18 protein-coding genes and 1 pseudogene are annotated in these 18,105 nt (G+C 73.1%); 6 read left to right on the top strand and 13 right to left on the bottom strand.

Translation table 11 applies throughout. From position 1 onward, the window contains the following. Positions 1 to 6 precede the first annotated feature (6 nt). Together J5X75_RS12145 and J5X75_RS12140 are read left to right on the top strand one after the other, a co-directional pair. On the top strand, positions 7 to 771 hold the full coding sequence (locus tag J5X75_RS12145) for an enoyl-CoA hydratase-related protein (RefSeq protein WP_208467461.1): 765 nt from the start codon (positions 7 to 9) through the stop codon (positions 769 to 771). Positions 772 to 858: 87 nt separating this feature from the next. Next, positions 859 to 1,725, top strand: coding sequence for a hypothetical protein (locus J5X75_RS12140; RefSeq protein ID WP_208467460.1), 867 nt, complete (start codon positions 859 to 861; stop codon positions 1,723 to 1,725). A 64-nt stretch (positions 1,726 to 1,789) separates the two neighbouring features. Here the strand turns inward: J5X75_RS12140 and J5X75_RS12135 are convergent, their stop codons facing one another. From J5X75_RS12135 to J5X75_RS12120, 4 genes are all read right to left on the bottom strand, one after another. Then, on the bottom strand, positions 1,790 to 2,071 hold the full coding sequence (locus J5X75_RS12135) for a GlsB/YeaQ/YmgE family stress response membrane protein (RefSeq protein WP_208467459.1): 282 nt from the start codon (positions 2,069 to 2,071) through the stop codon (positions 1,790 to 1,792). An 82-nt stretch (positions 2,072 to 2,153) separates the two neighbouring features. Continuing rightward, complete coding sequence (gene lepA, locus J5X75_RS12130) at positions 2,154 to 4,040, bottom strand: translation elongation factor 4 (RefSeq protein WP_208467458.1); 1,887 nt, start codon at positions 4,038 to 4,040, stop codon at positions 2,154 to 2,156. A gap of 80 nt (positions 4,041 to 4,120) precedes the next feature. Then, on the bottom strand, positions 4,121 to 5,032 hold the full coding sequence (locus J5X75_RS12125; RefSeq protein ID WP_208467457.1) for an MOSC domain-containing protein: 912 nt from the start codon (positions 5,030 to 5,032) through the stop codon (positions 4,121 to 4,123). Between the two features lie 440 nt (positions 5,033 to 5,472). Then, complete coding sequence (locus J5X75_RS12120) at positions 5,473 to 6,006, bottom strand: DUF4240 domain-containing protein (RefSeq protein WP_208467456.1); 534 nt, start codon at positions 6,004 to 6,006, stop codon at positions 5,473 to 5,475. 55 nt (positions 6,007 to 6,061) lie between these two features. Here J5X75_RS12120 and J5X75_RS12115 point away from each other — a divergent pair, with 55 nt between their 5' ends. Both J5X75_RS12115 and rpsT read left to right on the top strand, forming a co-directional pair. Beyond that, a complete protein-coding gene (locus tag J5X75_RS12115) occupies positions 6,062 to 7,036 on the top strand; it encodes a phosphotransferase (RefSeq protein WP_208467455.1) in 975 nt (324 codons plus the stop codon). A 191-nt stretch (positions 7,037 to 7,227) separates the two neighbouring features. Next, a complete protein-coding gene (gene rpsT / locus J5X75_RS12110; RefSeq protein WP_183226191.1) occupies positions 7,228 to 7,494 on the top strand; it encodes a 30S ribosomal protein S20 in 267 nt (88 codons plus the stop codon). A gap of 965 nt (positions 7,495 to 8,459) precedes the next feature. On the opposite strand, the pseudogene J5X75_RS12105 reads toward rpsT, so the two are convergent. The 4 genes and pseudogenes from J5X75_RS12105 to J5X75_RS12090 form a co-directional block, all read right to left on the bottom strand. Beyond that, positions 8,460 to 8,690: pseudogene (locus tag J5X75_RS12105) on the bottom strand (hypothetical protein); the annotation flags it as partial. Beyond that, entirely contained in the window at positions 8,687 to 9,670 is a 984-nt protein-coding gene (holA, locus tag J5X75_RS12100; RefSeq protein ID WP_208467454.1) for a DNA polymerase III subunit delta, read from the bottom strand. The pseudogene J5X75_RS12105 and the gene holA, both read right to left, overlap by 4 nt. Before the next feature lie 323 nt (positions 9,671 to 9,993). Then, positions 9,994 to 12,321, bottom strand: coding sequence for a ComEC/Rec2 family competence protein (locus J5X75_RS12095; protein WP_208467453.1), 2,328 nt, complete (start codon positions 12,319 to 12,321; stop codon positions 9,994 to 9,996). Further along, positions 12,321 to 13,181: a ComEA family DNA-binding protein gene (locus J5X75_RS12090; RefSeq protein WP_307798042.1), complete on the bottom strand. Its 861-nt coding sequence runs from the start codon at positions 13,179 to 13,181 to the stop codon at positions 12,321 to 12,323. Before J5X75_RS12090 ends, J5X75_RS12095 begins: the two co-directional genes overlap by 1 nt. A gap of 100 nt (positions 13,182 to 13,281) precedes the next feature. Between J5X75_RS12090 and J5X75_RS12085 the strand changes: the two genes are divergently transcribed. Both J5X75_RS12085 and J5X75_RS12080 read left to right on the top strand, forming a co-directional pair. Continuing rightward, on the top strand, positions 13,282 to 14,061 hold the full coding sequence (locus tag J5X75_RS12085; protein ID WP_208467681.1) for a putative protein N(5)-glutamine methyltransferase: 780 nt from the start codon (positions 13,282 to 13,284) through the stop codon (positions 14,059 to 14,061). Positions 14,062 to 14,074: 13 nt separating this feature from the next. Then, positions 14,075 to 15,115 (top strand): hypothetical protein, encoded by a 1,041-nt coding sequence (locus J5X75_RS12080; protein WP_208467451.1) that lies wholly within the window; start codon positions 14,075 to 14,077, stop codon positions 15,113 to 15,115. Between the two features lie 15 nt (positions 15,116 to 15,130). Here J5X75_RS12080 and J5X75_RS12075 read toward each other — a convergent pair whose 3' ends face one another. The 5 genes from J5X75_RS12075 to nadD are packed head-to-tail and all read right to left on the bottom strand — an operon-like array spanning position 15,131 to position 18,092. Then, positions 15,131 to 15,979, bottom strand: a complete 849-nt coding sequence (locus J5X75_RS12075) for a DegV family protein (RefSeq protein ID WP_208467450.1) — start codon at positions 15,977 to 15,979, stop codon at positions 15,131 to 15,133. A gap of 29 nt (positions 15,980 to 16,008) precedes the next feature. Next, positions 16,009 to 16,380 (bottom strand): hypothetical protein, encoded by a 372-nt coding sequence (locus tag J5X75_RS12070; RefSeq protein ID WP_208467449.1) that lies wholly within the window; start codon positions 16,378 to 16,380, stop codon positions 16,009 to 16,011. A 35-nt stretch (positions 16,381 to 16,415) separates the two neighbouring features. Beyond that, positions 16,416 to 17,048, bottom strand: coding sequence for a histidine phosphatase family protein (locus tag J5X75_RS12065; RefSeq protein WP_208467448.1), 633 nt, complete (start codon positions 17,046 to 17,048; stop codon positions 16,416 to 16,418). Beyond that, positions 17,045 to 17,446, bottom strand: coding sequence for a ribosome silencing factor (gene rsfS, locus J5X75_RS12060; protein ID WP_208467447.1), 402 nt, complete (start codon positions 17,444 to 17,446; stop codon positions 17,045 to 17,047). The genes J5X75_RS12065 and rsfS overlap by 4 nt, the downstream gene beginning before the upstream one ends. 40 nt (positions 17,447 to 17,486) lie before the next feature. Beyond that, positions 17,487 to 18,092 carry a nicotinate-nucleotide adenylyltransferase gene (nadD, locus tag J5X75_RS12055; RefSeq protein ID WP_188121413.1) on the bottom strand — a complete coding sequence of 202 codons (606 nt, stop codon included), beginning with the start codon at positions 18,090 to 18,092 and terminating at the stop codon, positions 17,487 to 17,489. Positions 18,093 to 18,105 lie beyond the last annotated feature (13 nt).

The raw sequence follows: 18,105 nt of genomic DNA, 5'->3' as shown, positions 1-18,105 counted from the left end.
CCCGGCATGGATCTGGTCCGTACCGCCACCGGCGCCGGGGTGACCACCCTTACCCTGGACAACCCCGGTAACCGCAACGCCCTCTCCACCGCCCTGCTCCGGCGGCTGCTCGACGCGCTGGCCGCGTCGGCCGCCGACCCGGACTCCCGGGTGGTGGTCCTGTCCCATACCGGCCCGGTCTTCTGCTCCGGCGTCGACCTCAAGGAGACCGCCGAGGCCCGGCCCGGCGACAAGCTGCCCGCCGAGATGCTCGCCGACGTGCTGTCCGTGCTCTGGGAGTTCCCCAAGCCGGTGGTGGCGCGGATCGGCGGTCCGGCCCGGGCCGGCGGCCTCGGCCTGATCGGCGCGGCCGACATCGCGGTCTGCGCCCGCACGGCGACGTTCGCCTTCACCGAGGTACGGCTCGGGGTGATCCCCGCGGTGATCAGCTCCACCGTGCTGCCGCGCCTGGCGCCCCGGGCCGCCGCCGAGCTCTATCTCACCGGCGACGTCTTCGACGGGACCAGGGCCGCCGAGGTGGGCCTGGTCACCGCGGCGGTCGCCGAGGAGGAACTCGACGCCGCCGTCGCGGCCTACTGCGCGTCGCTCGTCCGCGGCGGGCCGCTCGCGCTCGCCGGCACCAAACAACTTCTCCGGCGTACGCGGAGCGCGTCCATCCGTACCGACCTGGCCGATCTCGCACAGCGGTCGGCGGGATACTTCAAGTCCGCGGAGGGCCGGGAGGGTGTGGCGGCCTCCCGGGAGAGGCGCGACCCCGACTGGGTTCGATGATCGCCCCTGGTCGGGGCCCCGGAGATCCAGTCACGCCGGGGCACGAGCGATCGTTGTCTAGGCTTGGCGTCCGGCTTCGCGGAGGAGGTGACGGTGCGAACCAGATCGATCGTCGGTGTGATCACCGCGCTGACCCTCGTCGGCGTGGTCGGCGTGATCGTGCTGATCAACAACCTGGCGGGCACCATCAAGCTGCCCCAGCTGGGCCCGGAGTGCACGGTCAGCGCCGAGGGTGAGGTGACCCTGGACTCGGCACAGATGGCCAACGCGGCGACGATCGCCGCCGTGGGCGTGCGCCGCGGGATGTCCGAGCAGGCGGTGGTGGTCGCGCTCGCCACCGCCTTCCAGGAGTCGAAGCTGGAGAACCTGGACAGCGGCGACCGCGACTCGGTCGGCCTCTTCCAGCAGCGGCCCAGCCAGGGCTGGGGCACGGTCGAGCAGATCCGGGACCCGAGGTACGCGGCCGGCAAGTTCTACACGGCCCTCAAGAAGGTCAAGGGCTGGGAGGACATGCGGGTCACCGACGCGGCCCAGCGGGTGCAGCGCTCGGCCTACCCGAACGCGTACGAGAAATGGGCCGACGAGTCCCGGGTGCTGGCCGCCGCGCTGACCGGCCGGGCCACCGGCGCCGTCGCGTGCGTCGTCCCGGACACCCCGGCCATCCGCGGCGCCGAGGCGGCCACCGCCCTGCTCAGCAGCCTCCAGCTGGACTGGGGCAAGAAGCTGGGCGGCCAGGCCCGCAGCGCCGAGACGGCCGGGCTGACCGTGGCCGTGGCCGACACCAGCGTCGGCTGGCGCTTCGCGCACTGGCTGGTCTCACACGCCTCGTCCACCGGCCTCGAACGGGTCCGGTTCGGTGATCTCGAATGGCACGCCCCCGAGGGGAAGTGGCAGCCGGTGGCCGACGGCAGCGGCGGCGACCAGGCGCAGGTGGTGGCCGAGGTCTTCCGCTGAAAGCACGGAAAGCCGGACCCGCGGGGGCGGGGCCGGCTTTTCCGTCTTCGCGGTCAGGCCGCGGTCACCGGGTCAGGTGGCGACGGCCACCGACACCGGCGACCAGCGCCACACCGATGGCGGCCAGAGCCACCTGGAAGAAGAACTCGATCCAGTCGAAGCCGGCGGTGTCGGCGACACCCGCGGCGCGGGCGATCACGGTGCCCAGCAGCGCGGCCACCACACCGACGACCAGGGTCAGCCAGAGCGGGATGTTCTGGCGGCCCGGTACGACGAGCCGGCCGAGCGCGCCGACCACGAGGCCGACGATCAGGGCGACGATGATGCCGGTGAGCGTGAGTTCCATGAGGTTCCTCCTCGGGGGTGGAGCTTGGTGGTTGCGTCCGTCGAGCCCCTGTGTTCCCGACCCCCCGAGGAATCAAACCGCCCTATTTCTTGCCTGACCCCTTCGCGTCAGTGCTGTCGGAGGTGGAGAGCGCGGCGATGAAGGCCTCCTGCGGAACCTCCACACGGCCCACCATCTTCATCCGCTTCTTGCCCTCTTTCTGCTTCTCCAGCAGCTTCCGCTTCCGGCTGATGTCACCGCCGTAGCACTTCGCGAGCACGTCCTTGCGGATCGCGCGGATCGTCTCGCGGGCGATGATCCGGGAGCCGATGGCCGCCTGGATGGGCACCTCGAACTGCTGCCGCGGGATGAGCTTCTGCAGCTTGGCGGCGATCGTCGTGCCGTACGAGTAGGCGTTGTCCTTGTGCACGATGGCGCTGAACGCGTCGACCGGCTCGCCGTGCAGCAGGATGTCCACCTTCACCAGGTCGGCCACCTGCTCGCCGGAGGGCTCGTAGTCGAGGGACGCGTACCCCTTGGTCTTGCTCTTCAACTGGTCGAAGAAGTCGAAGATGATCTCGGCGAGGGGCAGCGTGTACCGCAGCTCCACCCGTTCGGAGGACAGGTACTCCATGCCGAGCAGGCTGCCGCGGCGGCTCTGGCACAGCTCCATGACGGCGCCCACGTACTCGTTCGGCACCAGGACGGTGGCGCGCACCACCGGCTCATGAATCTCCGCGATCTTGCCGGACGGGAACTCGCTCGGGTTGGTGACCACCGTCTCCTTCGCGTCCTCGGTGATCACCTGGTAGACCACGTTCGGCGCGGTGGAGATCAGATCCAGGCCGAACTCGCGCTCCAGCCGCTCGCCGATGATCTCCAGGTGCAGCAGGCCCAGGTAGCCGACGCGGAAACCGAAGCCCAGCGCCGCCGAGGTCTCCGGCTCGTAGGTGAGCGCGGCGTCGTTGAGCTTGAGCTTGTCGAGCGCGTCACGCAGCGCCGGATAGTCCGAGCCGTCGATCGGGTAGAGACCCGAGTAGACCATCGGCTTCGGGTCCTTGTAGCCGCCGAGCGCCTCCTTGGCCGGACGGTTGTTACCGGTGACGGTGTCGCCGACCTTCGACTGGCGGACGTCCTTCACACCGGTGATCAGGTAACCGACCTCACCGACGCCGAGGGCTCCCGCCTTCTCCATCTCCGGCGAGGCGACGCCCAGCTCCAGCAGCTCGTGCACGGCGCCGGTGGACATCATCTTGATCCGGTCGCGGGCCTGGATCCGGCCGTCGACCACCCGGACGTAGGTGACCACGCCGCGATAGACGTCGTACACCGAGTCGAAGATCATCGCGCGGGCCGGGGCGTCCGGGTCGCCGACCGGCGGCGTGAACTGCCGGACGATCTCGTCCAGCAGGTGATCCACGCCGACACCGGTCTTGCCGGAGACCCGCAGCACGTCGCTGGGCTCGACGCCGATCAGCTTGGCCAGCTCCTCGGCGTACTTCTCCGGCTGGGCGGCCGGCAGGTCGATCTTGTTGAGCACCGGGATGATGTGGAGGTCGTTCTCCATCGCCAGGTACAGGTTGGCGAGCGTCTGCGCCTCGATCCCCTGCGCGGCGTCGACCAGCAGGATCGCGCCCTCACAGGCGGCCAGGCTGCGGGACACCTCGTAGGTGAAGTCCACGTGCCCCGGAGTGTCGATCATGTTGAGGACGGCGGACTCGCCCTGCTTGTCGCCCTCGCGGACCACCCAGGGCATGCGCACGGCCTGCGACTTGATCGTGATGCCGCGCTCGCGTTCGATGTCCATCCGGTCGAGATACTGCGCGCGCATCTGGCGCGGGTCGACCACCCCGGTGATCTGCAGCATCCGGTCGGCCAGCGTCGACTTGCCGTGGTCGATGTGGGCGATGATGCAGAAGTTGCGGATACGGCTCGGATCGGTCGATCCGATCACGTTCACGCCGGGGTCGAGCGGTCCAGGCACGGTCATCCGTTCTTCTCGGGCTGGTCTTGAGCGCCGGACTTCAGCCGGCGCCCCCTATCGTCCCACGCCCGCGGGGGCAGGTCCGATCACACCCGTTCGAGCGGTCCGTGCGGGCCCGGCGGCAGCTCCACGGCAACCGGATCTCCGGGACGAATCACCCCACCCCGCAGCACCACCCCCATCACCCCGGCCTTGCGGACCAGATCGCCCCGCTCGTCCTTCCGGAGCACCTCCTTGAGCAGCCCGGCCCGGAACCCGTTGATCTGCGCACACGGATTCCGCAGCCCGGCCAGGATGACCGCGGGCCGGGGATCGTCACCCCGGTCCCGCCGGGCGGCCTCCTCGACCGCCACCGCGGCCCGGGCGGTGGCCTCGTCCAACGTCGCGGCCTCCGCCGCCGCGAACACGGCCCCCAGCACCGCCACCCCGTCCCGCCGGGCGGCCTCCCCGACCGCCACCCCGTCCCGAGCGGTGGCCTCGTCCAACGTCGCAGCCTCCGCCGCCGCGAACACGGCCCCCAGCACCGCCACCCCGTCCCGCCGGGCGGCCTCCCCGACCGCCACCCCGTCCCGAGCGGTGGCCTCGTCCAACGTCGCAGCCTCCGCCCCCGCGAACACGGCACCCGGCACCCCCACCCCGTCCCGCCGGGCGGGTTCCGCGGCCGGGACGGCGCCGAAACGCAGAATCGTGCCGCGCGGAAGCCCGAGCAGGTCGAGGCCGTGGGTGGTCACGTTCTCCCCCAGGCCGCCGGAGGGCACGTCGTAGCCCTTCGAGGCCACCTCGTCGAAGAGCTCCGCCTGGATCAGGTGCACCTGCCGCAGGTTGGGCTGAGTGGGGTCGGCCTGCACCCGGCTGCGGTGCCGCACGTGCACACCCGCGTGCACATCGCCCTCCACACCGATCCCGGCCACCAGCACGATCTCGTCGCGATTCGGCTTCGTGAACGAGTAGACGTCGTTGCGACTGACCGCGGCCACACTTCCCGATTCAGCACTCATGCCGCCGAGTCTGCCCAACCCGCCCAACCGGGCCCGGCCCGTTTCCCACGTCCCGGGCACCCACCCGTCAGGCGACACGAACCGCCACCGGCCGGACCTCGACCCGGCTGTCATCCGCCAGGCATGACCCACCGCTGGTCGGGACCCAACCCACCGCATCCATCAGTCACCCGGCACGGAGCGCCGCCGGCCAGAACTCAACCCACCGCACCCGTCGGTCACCCGGCACAGAGCGCCGCCGACCGGAACTCAACCCACCACATCCGTCGGTCACCCGGCACAGAGCGCCGCCGGCCAGAACTCAACCCACCGCACCCGTCGGTCGCCCGGCACAGAGCGCCGCCCGGCCCGGAACAAGCCCACAGCACCCGGCACGAAGCGCCCTTGCCAGTGCCCATGTCCCGCCCGGCGGCTCATCCGGCCCAGGCCCGGACAGCACGTCAGTCCGGTGGCTCCAGGAAGAGGGCGGACAGGCGCGGGAGGCGGCGGCGCATCTCGTCCTCGTTGTCGAAATCCCACAGGTCGCCGACCTCCGGGCGGGTGCGTGGCCGCTCCTCGGCCGGCAGCGGCCCACCGGTGGCCTGCTCGTAGGCCCGGGCCGCGATGTCGAGCACCTCCTCGGCCGCGAAGACGGCGCCGGTATCGGCCGCCTGCTTGATCACGACGACGTTGGCCAGCACGTCGGGTTTCTGCACCGCCGACGCGACGGCCTTGCGCCCGTGGGCGATCAGCCAGCCCCGGAACGCGTCGAACCCGGCCTCGTCGACGCCGCCGTTGATCAGGTAGGCGGCCGCCCACAGATCCTCGGTGCCGGACGCGACCATCACCTTGTCCAGGTGACGGCCCCAGGCGACGATCTCCTCCGGATCGCGCGCGGCCAGGTCGGCGACGGCCCGCTCGGCCACCTCGGCGGGCGAGGCCGGCCGGTCGGCGGTGGCACGGTCGATGACCGCCCAGAAATCGTCGGTTCTCATGCCTGCGATCCTCCCAGTGGGGTACGACAATTCCGCCGGCGGCAGGATGGGGAACATGCGGCCGATCTCGCTGCCCGACGTACCGTACGACGCCACCGCCGTACGCCCGGAATGGTCTGATCTGCCGCGTGGCGTGCGAAAGGCGATCACCGCGCGTCTCGGATCGCCGGTCGTCGCCGCGCGCAGCGCCGGCGGCGGCTTCACCCGGGCCTTCGCCGCGCTGCTCACCACCGGGACCGGCGTCGCCGCCTTCGTCAAGGCCGCCCGGCTCGACGACCCCACCGCCCAGTGGTACGCACGTGAGCACGCGATCACCGCGGCCCTCCCCGGGGAGGTGATCGCGGCCCGGCCCCGCTGGACCCTGGCCGAGGCCGGATGGTTCGTCCTGTGCATGGAGCCGGTCGACGGCCGGATCCCGTCGCTGCCGTGGTCGGCGGCCGACCTGGAGGCCGCGCTGGCCTCCTGGCGCCGGGCCGCGTCGGCGCTGGCCCGTCCCACCCCCGAACTGCTCGCCGTGGGGCTGCCCGCGCTCCCGGACATCCTGCGCGCGGAGATGTCCTGGTGGTCGCTGATCGAGGCGGGGCACGAGCCGATGCCGGTGACCGCACGGGGCACCGTCGCGCCGGAGCGGCTGCGCGAACTGGCCGACCTCGAACGCCGGCTGCCCTCGACGGCCGGCGGCCCGGGAATGTGCCACGGCGACCTGCGCGTCGACAACGTCCTCGTCGACGGTTCCGGCCGGGCCTGGCTCTGTGACTGGACGTGGCCCTGCCTGGGGGCGCCCTGGTTCGACACGGTCACGCTGCTGATCAGCGCGTACGCCAGCGGCCTGGACACCGACGCCCACCTCCGGGCGTGGAAGCCGCCGCCGGACGGCGTGGACGGCGCTCTGGCCGCCCTCGCCGGGTACTGGCTGGTCCGGGCGGCCGACGGACCGACCAGCGCCTCACCGCACAGCCGTCAGCATCAGCGGTTCAGCGGAACCCAGGCGCTGGCCTGGCTGGCCGAGCGCCGCGGCTGGACTCGCTGACCGTGGGGCCGCGGCTGGACTCGCTGACCGTGGGGCCGGAGCCGTTTTGGCGGCTCGGAACGGTGCTGGTAGTCTGGCTCATCGCGTGTGGTGACACCCTGTCAGCTGCTCCGGCTCCGAGCCGGGACAGTCGGCGAGGCGCCCACCGCTTGAGACCATTTTTCCGAACCTAGTCAGGACAAGGCTGTCGCGTGGCGAACATCAAGTCCCAGATCAAGCGCAACCGGCAGAACGAGAAGGCCCGTCTGCGCAACAAGTCGGTCAAGTCTTCGCTGAAGACGGTGATCCGCAAGCTGCACGAGGCGAGCGACTCGGGCAACGTCGAGTCGGCCACCGCTCTTCTGCGTGACGCTTCGCGTCAGCTGGACAAGGCCGTCAGCAAGGGCGTCATTCACAAGAACCAGGCGGCCAACCGCAAGTCGGCCATCGCCAAGAAGATCGCCGCGCTGTCCGCCTGATCCGCTCGTTCCGGATCATGTCAGAGCCGCACAGTCGCGGCAGCTGACCCCGGCCACCCTTCGGGTGGGGCCGGTATTGGACAAAACCCGGGCACCGCTGGACCTCACGGTCACAGCGGTGCCCGGTCCTATTTCCGCGGTACGGGCGCCGAGCTTCGCATCCGGAACCAGTACGTTTCGGGCGGCCCGCCGTCCGGATCGCCGACTGAGCCGCGGCTGCGGTCGGCCGGCGGCATCGGATGCGGTGCCTTCCGGGTGCGGTGCCTCCCGGGTGCGGTGCCTTCCGGATGCGGTGGCGGGGTGCGGCAAGCCTCAGGGCGCGGTGACGGGGTGCGGCAAGCCTCCGGCCGCTGGATCGCCGGCCTCGCACCGGCTGTCGTGGGCAGACGGATCCGTCACACCGCGAGACTCGCGCCGTCGCCTCACTCGTAGCGGCGAGCCGCCGCCTGACGAGCCATCTGCTGCCGCACGTCCAGCCGGTCGGCCCACGGCCGGCGGATCGGCGCGCCCTTCCCCGCGGGACGGGCGTCCTCCGCCGGGTCCGGGGTGGCCGAGCCGCCCCCGGTCGCGGGCGTCACCGCCGGCTGGGCATGAAGCGGCTCACCAGCGGGACCGCCCCCACCGTGCCCCGGCCCGGCGTTGTGGTTGCCGCCGCCGTCACCGTAGGCGGGGCCGCGGGAATACGTGCCGGGATATCCCACCGCCGGCACACCGGGCAGGTCCTCCGTCGGAAACCCGTCCCCGAGCGACTCGGACAGCGCCGCCGGTCCGTACCCGGCGGTCTTCCGCTCCGGCGCGTAGCGCGGGGTGCCGAAGTCATCCGGCGATCCACTGACCGACCGGTACGCCGACAGCCCCTCCTCCTCCGAGGACGTGAGCCCCGGCTCCGTCATGGCGGCCGGGCGCAGCACGGACACCCGCGCCGTCGCGGTCTCGGTGGCCACCGGCCGTGGCGTGATCACGCCCGCGACCAGGTCGTTGAACTTCACCATCAGCGCCACGGTGATCGGCAGGACGAGCACTCCCCACCAGCTGACCAGCTCGGCGAGCGCGAGGAGGATGCCGAGGACGACCGCGCCCTCGAGGAAGACGAAGCAGAGCAGCCCGCTGGGCGCGAGACGGCGGAGCCGCAGCGCCCGGGCGTACAGCGGCCGGTTCGCCTCGTCGGCGCGGCGGGAGCGAATGGTCCGGGTCATCGGTTTCCTCCGTCCCGGCGGGCGGCCGCGATCGCGAAGACGGTCTGCTCCAGGGCGTAGCCCCGGTCCTCGGCGCCGCCCTTGACGGCGGCGTTGCACTCGGCGGCCGCGCGCATGGCGTCGGCCAGCCCTTCCGGGGTCCAGCCGCGGCTGCGCCCCTGGGCCTTCTCGATCTTCCAGGCCGGCATGCCGAGCGTGCCGGCCAGCTGGTACGGATTCCCCCGCCCCGCCGACGCGACCCGTGCCACGGTCCGCACTCCGTCGGCGAGCGCGTCGGCGATCGGCACCGGGTCGACCCCGACGTGCAGCGCCCAGCGCAGCGCCTCGAGCGCACCGGGAAGGTCCCCGACCATGGCGGCGTCGGCCACCGCGAACCCGGTCACCTCGGCACGCCCCTTGTAGTAGCGGGCCACCACCGCCTCGGTGATCTTCCCGTCGGTGTCGGCGAGCAGCTGGGAGCAGGCCGCCGCGATCTCGCGCAGGTCGTTGCCGACCGCCTGGAGCAGCGCGGAGGCCGCGGTGTCGTCACAGCGGGCCCCGTGGCGGCGGAACTCGTTGCGCACGAACGCGATCCGCTCCGAGTCCTTCTTCAGCTTCATCACGGGCACCACGGTCGCGCCGGCGGCGCGCAACCCGTCAGCGAACGCCTTGCCCTTGGCTCCGCCCACATGGGTGACGATCAGTGTCACGTCGGGGTCGGGGTTCTTCGCGTAGGCGAGCAGGGCGGTGGTCAGATCCTTGCGCGCGTCCTGACCGCTCCGGATCACCAGGACCCGGCGGCCGCCGAACAGCGACGGGCTGAGGATCTCGGCGACCTCACCGGCGACCAGCGACCCGGCCTCGAACTCCCGAACGTCCGCGCCGGGGTCAGCGGCCCGGGCCGCCTCGACGGCCTCAGCGACGGCACGGGCGGCGAGCAGCTCCTCATCGCCTTGGACGAGCAACAATGAGGGAGGCGGCGCGGCATTCACGCGCAACATCGTCGCACGGGGCAGCGACAAGTCCGCGAGCCTCACTCGTTAGCGCAGGACGCCGATCACCGAACGCGAAACCAGACATATCGGCAGGCTGGCATGTCGCCCCGTCCGCAGAGTCGCCTGCTCAGGACGAACGCATTGCCACACCGTTTTGCACCTTTAGTCCTTATAGAGCTTTATCAAGCACAAATCCCACCCTCCCACCACTCCCCTCGGGCGTGTCGCACCACCCGGCCACGAGGAACCGACGGCTCGGACGCGCCGCCCCGCCCCCACCGACCACGTCACGACGGCTCGGACGTGCCGGGCCACCCGAACCGCCGACGTCACGACGGCGGATCACCCCTCACCGCCACCGCCAGCCGCCCCTCCACGACCACCGCGGCCACGTCCCCCGACTCATCGGTACGCAGGACCCGCGCCCCACCCCGCGCGATCCGCCCGATCACCCCGGCGTTGGGATGGCCGTAGTCGTTGTCCCGCCCGACCGAGACCAGCGCCACCGCCGGGCGCACGGCGTCCAGCAGCGCCGTCGCCTGCAAGGAGCTCCCGTGGTGAGCCACCTTGAGCACGTCGGCCCGGAGCCCGGCCGTCCCCAGGCCCGCGACGAGATCCTCCTGTTCCTCGGTCTCCGCGTCGCCGAGCAGCAGCACCGACCGCCCGTCGGCCCAGGCTCGCAGGATCAGCGAGTTGTTGTTCGGATCCGAGTTGGTGCCCCGCATCACAGTGATCGGCCCGAGCGCCTCCAGCCGCAGCCCACCGACCGCATAGGCCCACCCGGCAGCGGCCACCCCCACCGCGACGCCGGCCTGCGCGGCGGCCTTCTCCACCGCGGCCCGCCCGCTCGCCGGCTCCGGCCAGGCGGGCCCGATCACCGCACCCACCCGCCGGCCCCGGAACACTCCCTCGACGCCGCCGATGTGGTCGACGTGGAAGTGGCTGACCACCAAAACCGCCACCTCCCGCACACCGAGCCGCCGCAGGCACCGGTCCACCGCGTTCGGTTCGGGCCCGGCGTCCACCACCACGGCCCGCCCCGCCCCGGCGGCCAGCACCACGGCGTCTCCCTGCCCGACCGCGCACGCCACCACGAACCACCCCGGCGGCGGCCACCCCGGGGACAGCAACCGCACCGGCAGCGCGCCGAGAACCACACCGAGCGCCACCACGGTCGCCAGCCGCCGCACGATCGCCCGGCGGGCGGCGAACAGCACGGCCACCGTCAGCCCGGCCAGCAGGAGCCCGCCGGCCGCGCCGTCCGGCCAGGGCAGCGCGCCCGCCGGCACCCGCGCGCCGATGTGCGCGACGAGCACCAGCCACTCCGCCGGCCAGTGCCCGAGCCATGCGGTGAACTCGGCGGCCGCCGGCCAGACCGGCGAGAGCACCGCCGCGCTCACGCCGAGCAGCGTGGCGGGGGCGATCGCCGGGACCACGACCAGATTCGCCGGTACCGAGATGAGGCTGACCGTGCCGGAGATGGCCGCCACCACCGGCCCGCAGGCCACCTGCGCGGCGGCCGGCACGGCCAGCGCCTCCGCCACCCCGGCGGGGCATCCGGCCCGCCGCAGCCCGTCCCGCCACACCGGCGCGAGCAGCAGCAACCCGGCCGTGGCGAGCACCGACAGCGCGAACCCCGGATCGGCGGCCAGCTCCGGATCGGCGATCAGCAGCGCCGCGGCCCCGGCGGCCAGCGCGGGCACCGCCGCCCGTGGCCGCCCGCCGGCCAGGCCCAGCAGCCCGATGGCGCCCATCGCACCGGCCCGGATCACGCTTGGTGACGGCCGGGCCAGGATCACGAACCCGGCCAGCGCGACCGCGCACAGCACCGCGCAGACGACCGGCCCGGCCGGGAACCGGCGCACCACGAACAGCACGACACCCAGCACGATCGCCACGTTCGTCCCCGAGACAGCCGTCAGGTGCGTGAGCCCGGTGGCCCGGAAGTCCTCCTCCAGCGCCGGGTCCAGCCGGCTGGTGTCGCCCACCACCAGACCCGGCAGCAGGCCACCGGAGTCGTCCGGCAGCGGCTCACAGGCCCGCTGGAGCCCGGCCCGCAGCACACCGGCGCCGCGCTGCGCCCACGACGGCCGCCCCCGCGGCACCGGCGGGGTCCGTGCCGAGAGCACCGCGGCCCGCAGGTCCCCGGGCCGGGGCGGCAGGAGGCGGCCGGTCACCGTGACCCGCTGCCCGGGCAGCAGCCCCCGCCAGCCCGGATCGGCGCCGAGCACCAGGGCCCGCGCGGAGAGCCGGACCGGCGGCGCGTCCTCCGCGGTCACCGACTCGAGGGCGACCGCCACCACGAACGTCGGCGGCCCGGCCGTCCCGGTCAGGAGCCGGGGATCGTCGCGCACCACGAGGGCGGCGCGGACCGTCGCGCCGGACTCGACGAGCACGGACAGCGCCGGCGCCTCCCGCACCGACATCCGCGCCGCCGTGGCGACCGCTCCGCACCCGGCTCCGAGCGCCACCGCCACACCGATCCAGCGCACCACGGCGACGGACCGGAGCGCCCCGGCGAGAACCGCCGCGCACCCCAGGCCACCCGCCCCGGCCACCATCCCCCACCCGGCGGAGAGGTGCAGGGCGCCCAGCGCCGCGAGCCACAGCCCGACCGTGAAACCGGCCAGCCGCAGATCCGGGACTGCCTCGCTCATCAGACCGTCACCAGGTCTTTCAGCTGCTCGAAGCGGGCCTGCCCGATGCCGTCCACCTTCCGCAGATCGCTGACCGCCCGGAACCCGCCCTGCGCCTCGCGGGCGTCCAGGATCCGCTGCGCCAGCACCGGCCCGACGCCGGGCAACCCGTCCAGATCGGCGAGGGTGGCGGCGTTCAGGTTCACCAGCTGTCCCGTACCGGCCGGAGCCGACGGCCCGGCGGCCGGCACGGCGCCCGGTGGCGGCGTGACCCCCACCATGATCAACTCGCCGTCGGCGACCCTCCGCGCGAGGTTGAGCATCGCCACGTCCACGCCCGGGTCGGCCCCGCCCGCGGCGGCCAGCGCGTCGGCGACCCGGGCGCCCGGGCTGAGCCGCACCAGGCCCGGCCGCCGGACCTTGCCGCCCACCGCCACCACCACCTCGCCGGCGGAGGCGCCGGGCCGGGACGGCTCCGACGGGACCGCCTCCACGACCACCGGCGACGGCTCGACCGGATCGACCCGCGGCCGGGCCCGCCACGCCACGAACGCCGCGATCAGCACGACCGTCAGTGCCACCGCGCCGAGCGCCCGCACCCCGGGACGCCCCGGATCGAGGGCGTGCAGCCACCGCCGGCGGCCACCCCCGAACGCGCCCTCACCCGGCAAGGCGCCCGAGCCGGCGGCGGGCGGAGCGTCCCCACCCGGCGAACCGCCGGCGGAACGGCTCTCTAAAGGGGAGACATCGTCCTCCTCCGCCGACCAGGCGGGGATGATGTCCGTCCACTCCAGCGGCCCGTCCGCCGGCGCCGCGCCCCCGTCGAGCACGGCCCGCAGCCGCGCCCCCACGACGTCACCGCTATCCTTCGCCTCTCGCACGGCCCGACCGTAGGAGCGATCGGCGTTCCCCCGCCCGAGGCCTTGTGGATGACGCGGCATTGTGGACAACCGCCCGATGCCTTCCGATTCGTGCTGAGGACTGCGTGTGACAGATGCCCGGGCCGCCGCGATCGTCCGGCTGCGTGCCGCCGGCTGCGTGTTCGCCGAGGAGGAGGCGGAGGTGCTGAGCGGTGCCGCGACCTCCGCCGACCACCTGGCCGCGCTGGTCGAGCGGCGCGCCGCCGGTGAGCCCCTGGAGCAGGTGGTCGGCCACGCCGACTTCTGCGGCGTCCGCGTACGCCTCCGGCCGGGGGTCTTCGTGCCCCGGGTCCGCAGCGAGCTGCTGGTCCGTCTCGGCGCCGCCGCGGTCCGTCCGGGTGACGTGGTCGTCGACCTGTGCTGCGGCTCCGGCGCCCTGGGCCTGGCCGTCCATCACCGGATTCCGGGGATCGTCCTGCACGCCGCCGACGTGGATCCGGTCGCCGTGGCGTGCGCCCGGGACAACCTGCCGGGTCACGCCGTCCATCAGGGCGATCTGTTCGGCGCCCTGCCGCCGGAGCTGCGCGGCCGGGTCACCCTCCTGCTGGCCAACGTGCCCTACGTCGCGACCCGCCACCTGCCGTTCCTGCCCGCCGAGGCCCGGGATCACGAACCGCGTACGGCGCTGGACGGCGGCGACGACGGCCTGGCCGTGTTCCGCGCGGTCACCGCCGGGGCGGCCGGCTGGCTGGCCCCGGGCGGCCTGCTGATCTCCGAGATCACCGAGGCGCAGACCGCGGCGGCGCTCGCGGCGGCCCGCGGGAACGGATTGACGCCCACCGTCACCACCGACGATGATCTCGACGCCCGCGCGATCGTGTCGCGCCAACCGCTGACGTAAGAAGAGGGACTCCGTGGGCCTGTTCCGCAGGATCGCCCGCGCCCGTCTGGCCGCCAAGGTCGTCCGGCGGCTGCGCCGTGCCGGTGTTCAGGACGCCCGCTATCACGCCACACCGTTCGAGGTGCGGTTCACCGCTCCGGGTGACACCGAGCCGACCATCCTGCGTCTCGATCCGCTGCTGAACGACCGGGCGCAGCTGGACGCCCTGGTCGCCGGTCTGCAACCCGTCCCGGCCACGTGGCCGGACGCCGCCCCGCTGTTGCGCCCGGTGCTCCGCGGCGCCGCTCCGGGCGCTCCGCTGCGTCGGCCGGTGCTGCCGTTCCTCTCCGAGTTCGTGGTGGTCGACCAGCCCGACACGATGACCTACGTCACCCCGGCCCAGTCGAAGACCTGGGGAGTCCGCACCGAACGGATCTTCGCGACCGCCCGCGGCAACCTGACCGGCGCGGTCCTGCGGGGCGTGGCCGCCGGCCCGGTGGTGGTCCGGTTCGTCGACGACGGCAACGCCTACTGGACGTCCCACCTGCTGCTGGACGGCTGGCTGGCGCACCTGGCCGACCAGGTCGGCGGCGCCCCGGTCGCCTTCGCCCCGGAGCGCGGCACCCTCCTGGTCACCGCCGACGGCGGGCCCCACCTGCCGGCCCTCTTCGCCGAGGCGGAGACGATCTTCGTGACCTCCCCGCACGCGCTGAGCCCGATGGCCTACACGAGCGACGACCGCGGCTGCACCATCCCCTACCCGGCGGCCCCGGACCATCCCCTGTACCAGCCGGTCCGTCGCGCCGAGCGCCTGCTGGCCGTGCACGAGTACACCCACCAACCGCCCGATCCGGACCTGCCGTCGGCAGCCATCGAGTTGCTGGGCTCCGCCACGGAGGGCTGGCGCACCCGCGCGGTCTGGCCCCGCGACACCCCCACGTTGCTTCCCGAGGCCGACGAGGTCCAGCTGGGCGACCGCGTCCTGCCCTGGTCCGCCCTGGCTCCGCACCTGACCGCCGGCGAGCACACCCCGGCCCGCTGGCTGGCCTCCTCCTGGGAACGTTTCCCGGGCTGACGGACCAGCGCGGGGTCAGGCGCGCTGGTGGACCACCACGCCGGCCAGCCCCGGACCGGTGTGGGCGGCGACGACCGCGCCCACCTCGGTGAGGTAACAGTCCCGCAGCCGGTCGCCGAGGCGGGCGCTCAGGTCGCCGACCAGCGCGGCCGCCCGGTCCGGCGTGCCCAGGTGATGGACCGCGACGTCGGCCTCGCCGTCGCCGGCCGCCTCGACAGCCAGGTCGACCAGGCGGGTGAGGGCCCGCCCGGCGGTGCGGACCTTGTCACGGACCACGACCGCGCCCTCGTCGACGTGCAGGATCGGCTTCACCGACAGGGCCGTGCCGAGCAGGGCCGACGCGGCGCCGATCCGGCCCCCGCGGCGGAGGAACTCGAGCGTGTCGACGTAGAAGAGGGTGGTGACCCGGGCCGCGTGGTCGGTGGCCGCCTGCCAGACCGCGTCCAGGTCGTGGCCCTTGCGGGCGGCCTCCGCGGCGGCCAGCGCCGGGAAGCCGAGCCCCATGGCCGCGGTCCCGCTGTCGACCACCTTGACGCGGGAGCCGATCTCGGCGGCGGCGAGCTGCGCGGCCTCGTAGGTGCCGGACAGCTTGGCCGAGATGTGCACCGAGACGACGCCGTCGGCGCCCTCGTCGAGCAGGCGACGGTACACCTCGGTGAAGGCTGAGGGCGCCGGCCGTGAGGTGCTGACGGCGGCCCGGCGCGCGGTGAGCGCCCGGGCCACCTCGGCCGGCGAGACCTCGATGCCCTCCAGGCCGCCCCAGCCGTTGATCACGACGGTGAGCGGCACGATGGTCAGGTCGTACATGCCGTCGAGTTCAGCCGGCAGGTACGCGGTGGAGTCGGTCACGACCGCGATGGTCATGCAGGCAAGGTACTTGATTCAGGGGGACGTCAGCTGCCGGCCACCGAGGAGACCAGGAACGGCTCACCCTGCATGCAGGTGGTCATCATCCCTGGATCGGCCTTGCCGACCACCGTGACCTCGGCGCCGACCTGCACCGTGGCCTGCAGTTTCTGGTCGTCGAAGACGAGCAGGTGGTCGCCGGCGCCGTCCTTGAGGAGCAGGCAGTTCGGCTCGACGCCGGCGGTCACGGTCCCGGTGAGGGTGGTCGAGCCGGCGGGTGCCGAGGGCGCGGCGGCGCTGGAGGTGACCGGCGCGGGCTCGGGGGCGCCGCCGGCGTCGATGGGGGCGTTGTTGTTCGCGCAACCGGCGGAGAGCGCCAGGAGCAGCGCGACGGGGACGACGGTTTTACGGATCAGCATGGTGGTGAGACGTTACCGGACATCGGCCGGTTCCCTCAGACCGGCGGCGGGACCGGCCGCTCGGCGAGGACGCCCACGTTGTACGCCGCCATCTGCCATCCCCGCGCGCTGTCGTGGGTCAGCTCCACCCAGTGACAGTTCTGCAGGGCCCGAAGGGTGCGCAGCTGCCCGCGCCCCCAGCCGAGCAGGTGGCCGACGCCCTGCCGGGCCGCCGCGCCGTGGGTGGCGACCACCACCGTGCCACCGGGCGGGGCCAGCCGGGCCGCGTCCTGGAGCGCGTCGGAGACCCGCTTGCCGAGGTCCTCGAGGGTCTCCACACCACCGCCGATGACGTCCTCGCCGGCGGTCCAGCGGGCGTGCTCCTCGGGCCGCCCGGCGGCCACCTCGGCCATGGTGAGGCCCTGCCACTCGCCGAAGTGCCGCTCGCGGAGCCGCTCGTCGGTGCTGATGGTGAGACCGGTCAGTGCGGCGAGCGCGGCCGCGGTGTCGGCGGCCCGGCTGAGGTCGCTGGCGACGATCGCGGCCGGGCGCGTCCGGACGAGCAGCTCGGCGGCGTCGACGGCCTGCCGCCGGCCGAGGTCGTTGAGCGGCACGTCGGTCTGCCCCTGCACGCGGGCGCCCGCGTTCCAGTCGGTGTTGCCGTGCCGCCAGACGATGAGCCTCGTCACGGCGCCTCGGTGCCGGCCGTGGCGTCGACCATGTCACGGTCGACGAACGGGATGATCGGGCAGTCCTTCCACAGCCGGTCGAGGGCGTAGAACTCGCGCTCCTCGCTGTGCTGCACGTGCACCACGATGTCGACGTAGTCCAGCAGCACCCACCGGCCCTGGTTTTGGCCCTCGCGCCGCACCGGCTTGGCCTTCTCCGGCAGGTTGACGAGAGCTTCCTCGATGGCGTCGACGACCGCGATCACCTGACGCTCGTTGGACGCCGAGGCGATGACGAAGGCGTCGGTGATGTAGATCTGGTCGGCGACGTCGATGACGGAGATGTCGTGTGCCTTCTTGTCCGCGGCGGCCTGAGCGGCCGTCAGGGCGAGTTCAAGAGCACGTTCGGTGACGGGCAAAGAAGAGTCCCCTCGGTCGGGTTTTCGGACTTCAAGCGTCTCACACCGGCTTGGCAATACCCGAGTCCCGATACAGGCCCCGCTTGTTGATGTACTGCACAACACCGTCCGGTACCAGGTACCAGACCGGTAGGCCGGACGCCACCCGGTTACGGCAGTCGCTGGACGAGATGGCCATCGCCGGCACCTCGACCAGGGTCACGCTGTCGGCCGGCAGGTGGGCCCCGGAGAGCTCGAAACCCGGCCGGGTGACGCCGATGAAGTGCGCCAGCTCCAGCATGGTGAGCGCGTCCTTCCACGACATGATCCGGCCCAGCGCGTCGGCCCCGGTGATGAAGTACAGCTCGGCCGACTGGCCGTAGACGGCGCGCATGTCCCGCAGGGTGTCGACGGTGTAGGTGGGGCCGTCCCGGTCGATGTCGGCGCGGCTCACGTGGAAGCGGGGGTTGGAGGCGGTGGCGACGACCGTCATGAGGTAGCGGTCCTCGGCGGGTGAGACACGGCCCTTCTCGTACGGCTGGCCGGTGGGGACGAACATCACCTCGTCCAGATCGAAGCGGGCCTGCACCTCACTCGCGGCGACCAGGTGACCGTGATGGATCGGGTCGAAGGTGCCACCCATGATGCCGACACGTCTTCCGGACATCGCAGAAGAATAA

This window comes from Actinoplanes flavus, assembly GCF_017592555.1.
Taxonomy (GTDB): Bacteria; Actinomycetota; Actinomycetes; order Mycobacteriales; family Micromonosporaceae; genus Actinoplanes; species Actinoplanes flavus.
Note: the sequence above shows the minus strand (reverse complement) of the source record. Positions and strands in the feature narration are given on the sequence as shown.

What these genes read in the sequence shown, in the direction of transcription:
- J5X75_RS12145 (WP_208467461.1), top strand. Translation starts at nt 7, where the DNA reads ATGGATCTGGTCCGTACCGCCACCGGCGCCGGGGTGACCACCCTTACC.
- J5X75_RS12135 (WP_208467459.1), bottom strand. Translation starts at nt 2,071, where the DNA reads ATGGAACTCACGCTCACCGGCATCATCGTCGCCCTGATCGTCGGCCTC.
- lepA (WP_208467458.1), bottom strand. Translation starts at nt 4,040, where the DNA reads ATGACCGTGCCTGGACCGCTCGACCCCGGCGTGAACGTGATCGGATCG.
- J5X75_RS12125 (WP_208467457.1), bottom strand. Translation starts at nt 5,032, where the DNA reads ATGAGTGCTGAATCGGGAAGTGTGGCCGCGGTCAGTCGCAACGACGTC.
- J5X75_RS12120 (WP_208467456.1), bottom strand. Translation starts at nt 6,006, where the DNA reads ATGAGAACCGACGATTTCTGGGCGGTCATCGACCGTGCCACCGCCGAC.
- J5X75_RS12115 (WP_208467455.1), top strand. Translation starts at nt 6,062, where the DNA reads ATGCGGCCGATCTCGCTGCCCGACGTACCGTACGACGCCACCGCCGTA.
- holA (WP_208467454.1), bottom strand. Translation starts at nt 9,670, where the DNA reads ATGTTGCGCGTGAATGCCGCGCCGCCTCCCTCATTGTTGCTCGTCCAA.
- J5X75_RS12095 (WP_208467453.1), bottom strand. Translation starts at nt 12,321, where the DNA reads ATGAGCGAGGCAGTCCCGGATCTGCGGCTGGCCGGTTTCACGGTCGGG.
- J5X75_RS12075 (WP_208467450.1), bottom strand. Translation starts at nt 15,979, where the DNA reads ATGACCATCGCGGTCGTGACCGACTCCACCGCGTACCTGCCGGCTGAA.
- J5X75_RS12070 (WP_208467449.1), bottom strand. Translation starts at nt 16,380, where the DNA reads ATGCTGATCCGTAAAACCGTCGTCCCCGTCGCGCTGCTCCTGGCGCTC.
- nadD (WP_188121413.1), bottom strand. Translation starts at nt 18,092, where the DNA reads ATGTCCGGAAGACGTGTCGGCATCATGGGTGGCACCTTCGACCCGATC.